General features: G+C 70.8%; 3 protein-coding genes. 1 reads left to right on the top strand and 2 read right to left on the bottom strand.

Going from position 1 to position 4,234, the window contains the following annotated elements:
• Both QH283_RS28670 and QH283_RS28665 read right to left on the bottom strand, forming a co-directional pair.
• A partial coding sequence (locus QH283_RS28670) for an alpha/beta fold hydrolase (protein ID WP_280506055.1) occupies positions 1–1,174 on the bottom strand: 1,174 nt, incomplete at its 3' end.
• A gap of 153 nt (positions 1,175–1,327) precedes the next feature.
• Complete coding sequence (locus tag QH283_RS28665; protein ID WP_280506054.1) at positions 1,328–2,104, bottom strand: sulfite exporter TauE/SafE family protein; 777 nt, start codon at positions 2,102–2,104, stop codon at positions 1,328–1,330.
• Positions 2,105–2,327: 223 nt separating this feature from the next.
• Here QH283_RS28665 and leuA point away from each other — a divergent pair, with 223 nt between their 5' ends.
• Positions 2,328–4,130, top strand: coding sequence for a 2-isopropylmalate synthase (gene leuA / locus QH283_RS28660; protein WP_280506053.1), 1,803 nt, complete (start codon positions 2,328–2,330; stop codon positions 4,128–4,130).
• The last annotated feature ends 104 nt before the right edge of the window (positions 4,131–4,234 follow it).

Below are 4,234 nucleotides of genomic sequence, written 5' to 3'. Positions count from 1 at the left end.
CTTCGGGCGGTGGGGGTTTACGACCCGCCGCTAGCACGCGGCCTGCAAGGGGGTCCCGGCGTTGGGGGGGCCGCGGAACCTGCCGGGGCTCCGGCGTGATGCGGCAGGCGTGGCCGAAGCCGGCGCCCCGCAAACGCCCATCCACTGCTGGCGCTGAGGAACACCGTCGTCCATGACGGCGCCGTGGACGGGGTGGCGCCTGATCCGGTGAGGGTGGTGGAGGTGGTGCCGTGCCGGGCCCGGTCTCCTCGGAGGGCGCCGCCCCGGTCGGCTCGCTCCCGGCCTGCTCGCCGCGCGCGTCGGCGGCGAAGGCGCATCCCTGCGCGCCCGCACCCACGCACAGCCGCAGGAACTCCTCGAAGACCTCCTCGGTGCCCGCGGCGGTGGCGGCCACCTGGCCGATGGTGTCGGCGCTGTAGGCCTTCGGGTCGATGAGCGAGGTCAGGTGCATGGCGCGCACCCGCTCGCCGAACAGCGCGCCGTAGACCTGCCCGAGGTAGGTGGCATAGGAGCCGCCGGTGAAGGTGAGCATGTCCTCGCCGACGGCCCGGCGCAGCAGGTCCAGGTCGCGGGCGGCGTCGACGGTGGTCAGGTTGGCCAGCAGCTCTCCGCTGTGGCGCGCGCAGCCCTCGGCGTAGACCCGGCCGGCCAGCGCCGAGGCGGCCTGCTCCTCGGCGGTGCGCGGCGGCAGTGCCAGGTTCTGCCAGAAGCGCACCTGCTCGGCCTCGTCGGCGAAGCACTTGACCGGCGCGGAGGCGCCCACGCCGCGCTGGTCGAAGGTGACGATGTCGAAGCGGCGGCTGATCTCACCGGTGAACAGCGGCCCGCGCCGCGCCCAGTCCAGCCCGGAATCGCCCGGTCCGCCCGCCGCGGCGAACAGCGTGCCCACCCGGCGGTCGGCGTCGGACGCCGGTTGCTTGACCACCGCGATGTCGATGGTCGGCCCCTCGGGTCGGCTGTAGTCGAGCGGGACGGTCGCGAGTGCGCAGCGGTACCCTCCGAGCCGCTCGTCCTCGCAATCGGTCCAGTCCAGCTCCGGCGTCGGCGCGGCGTCGGCGGCCGCGGCCAGCCGCGCGGGCACGGTCTGTTCCCGCACCGACGGCCCGCATCCGGCCGTCGCCGCGGCCAGGGCGAGCACCGCCAGGGCCACCAGCGCGCTCCTGCATCTACGCACGTGCACATCCTGTGTCACGGCGGGCAGGGATGTCGTCATCCTCGGTGTGGAGATCCGGCACGTGTCCGGTCGGGGTCGTCTGGGTGGAGCTCATCGGGGATCGACCTCATGTCGGCGACGTTGACATGGCCAGACTCTCATGGAGTCGGACTCTCAGGTGATCAGCAGTCGCACGACCGCGATGGTGCCGACCACGACGATGACCGCGCGCAGCACGTTCGGCGGCAGCTTGCGCCCGACCCTGGCGCCGAGCTGGCCGCCGACGATCGACCCGGCCGCGATCAGCGCGACCACCACCCAGTTCACCTCGGCCACCATGATGAAGATGGCCGCGGCGACCGCGTTGACCAGCAGCGCGAGCACGTTCTTCACCGCGTTGAGCCGCTGGATGTCCTCGTGCACCAGCACGCCGAGCAGGCCGAGCAGCAGCACGCCCTGGGCGGCGCCGAAGTAGCCGCCGTAGATGCCGGTGAGGTAGACCGCGCCGAGCAGGACCGGCCCGCCGTGTTTCGGCGCCTCGACACCGGCGTCGGTGTTCTCCTCCCGCCGCCGCTTCACCCAGGCCGCCAGCCTCGGCTGCACCACCACCAGGATCAGCGCGGCGATGATGAGCACCGGCACGATGGCGTCGAAGGCGTCCGAGGGCAGCCACAGCAACAACAGAGCGCCGGTGATGCCGCCGAGCAGCGAGGCCGAGCCGAGCCGCAGCAGCCTGCCGCGCTGCCCGGCCAGTTCGCGGCGGTAGCCGATGACGCCGCTGATCGACCCGGGCACCAGTCCGACCGTGTTGGACACGTTCGCGGTGACCGGAGGCAGCCCGAAGGCCAGCAGCGCGGGGAACGTGATGAGGGTGCCCGACCCGACGATGGTGTTGATGCCGCCCGCGGCCACACCGGCCGCCAGGATCGCCAGTTGTTCGAGCCAGGTCATGATCAGCGAGGCTAACGGCCCGCGAGTACACCTGTGGCAATCGGCACCCGGGCGTTCGCAACGAGGGGACGAGGCGCTAGACTGGCAGCATCATGCAGCGGGCTCTTCTTCTCGGCCGCCGCGACGGGTTCTGATCGGACCGGCTCCCGTCGCGGGGTTTCGCCGCGCCGGTCGACCCAACCATTGGGATTCCACCATCCTCCATCACACCCTGGAGAATCGCATGTCACCCGCTGACGCCTTCGTCTCCGGCACGCGCACCATCAGCGCCCCCTCGAAGCCGGCTCCTGCCGACCAGCCCGCCTGGAACAAGCAGAAGAACTCCTCGATGCCGACCTACCGGTACCGGCCCTTCGCCGAGGAGGTCGAGCCCATCACGCTGCCCGACCGCACCTGGCCGGACAAGGTCATCGACCGCGCCCCGGCGTGGTGCGCGGTGGACCTGCGCGACGGCAACCAGGCGCTGATCGACCCGATGAGCCCGGCCCGCAAGCGCCGCATGTTCGACCTGCTGGTGCGGATGGGTTACAAGGAGATCGAGGTCGGCTTCCCCTCGGCCAGCCAGACCGACTACGACTTCGTCCGCGAGATCATCGAGGACGACGCGATCCCCGAGGACGTCACCATCCAGGTGCTGACCCAGTCGCGCCCGGAACTGATCGAGCGCACCTTCGAGGCCTGCGCCGGCGCGTCCAACGTGATCGTGCACTTCTACAACTCGACCTCCATCCTGCAGCGCCGGGTGGTCTTCCGCGCCGACCGCGAGCAGGTCAAGAAGATCGCCACCGACGCGGCGGCGCTGTGCCTGGAGATCGAGCAGCGCTATCCCGACACCAACTGGCGCTACGAGTACAGCCCGGAGTCCTACACCGGCACCGAGCTGGGTTACGCGCTGGAGGTGTGCGACGCGGTATCGGAGATCATCGCGCCCACCCCGGACAAGCCGCTGATCATCAACCTGCCCGCCACCGTCGAGATGGCCACCCCGAACGTGTACGCCGACTCGATCGAGTGGATGAGCCGCAACCTGGCCCGCCGCGACTCGATCGTGCTGTCGCTGCACCCGCACAACGACCGCGGCACCGCGGTGGCCGCGGCCGAACTGGGCTACCAGGCGGGCGCCGACCGCATCGAGGGCTGCCTGTTCGGCAACGGCGAGCGCACCGGCAACGTCTGCCTGGTCACCCTCGGCATGAACATGTTCTCCCGCGGCATCGACCCGCAGATCAACTTCTCCGACATCGACGAGATCCGCCGCACGGTCGAGTACTGCAACCAGCTGCCGGTGCACGAGCGCCATCCCTACGGCGGCGACCTGGTCTACACCGCCTTCTCCGGCAGCCACCAGGACGCCATCAACAAGGGCCTGGACGCGATGAAGGCCGTCGCCGACGCGCAGAACGCCGACGTGGCCGACATCACCTGGGAGGTGCCCTACCTGCCGATCGACCCCAAGGACGTTGGCCGCACCTACGAGGCCGTCATCCGGGTCAACTCGCAGTCGGGCAAGGGCGGCGTCGCCTACATCATGAAGACCGACCACGGTCTGGTGCTGCCGCGCAGGCTGCAGATCGAGTTCTCCCAGTCGGTGCAGCGCCACACCGACGGCGAGGGCGGCGAGGTCACCCCGAAGGAGATGTGGGACCTCTTCCACGAGGAGTACCTGGCCCCGATCCGACCGCTCGAGCGCATCCGGCAGAAGGTGACCGCCTCGGAGACCGACGGCGGCGTCGACGCGATCACCGCGGTGGTCAAGGTCGACGGCGTCGAGCACGAGATCTCCGGTCAGGGCAACGGCCCGCTCGCCGCGTTCGTCGACGCCATCGCCACGGTCGGCTTCGACGTGCGGGTGCTGGACTACACCGAGCACGCCATGTCCGCCGGTGACGACGCGCAGGCCGCCGCCTACGTGGAGTGCGCGATCGGCGACAAGGTGGTCTGGGGCGTCGGCATCGCCACCTCCATCACCACCGCCTCGCTGCGCGCGGTGGTCTCGGCGGTGAACCGGGCGGCCGCGACCTCCTGACGAACCGGAGATCTTTCAGACGCCGACGGCCGGGTTACACGCGCACCCCGCCGTGGGGGGTTTAGCGCGGGAACCCCAGCCCCCCGGGCCCCCCCGGCCCGGGC

The sequence above is a fragment of the Nocardia farcinica genome, assembly GCF_029867845.1.
In the GTDB taxonomy this organism is placed as follows: domain Bacteria; phylum Actinomycetota; class Actinomycetes; order Mycobacteriales; family Mycobacteriaceae; genus Nocardia; species Nocardia farcinica_A.
Note: the sequence above shows the minus strand (reverse complement) of the source record. Positions and strands in the feature narration are given on the sequence as shown.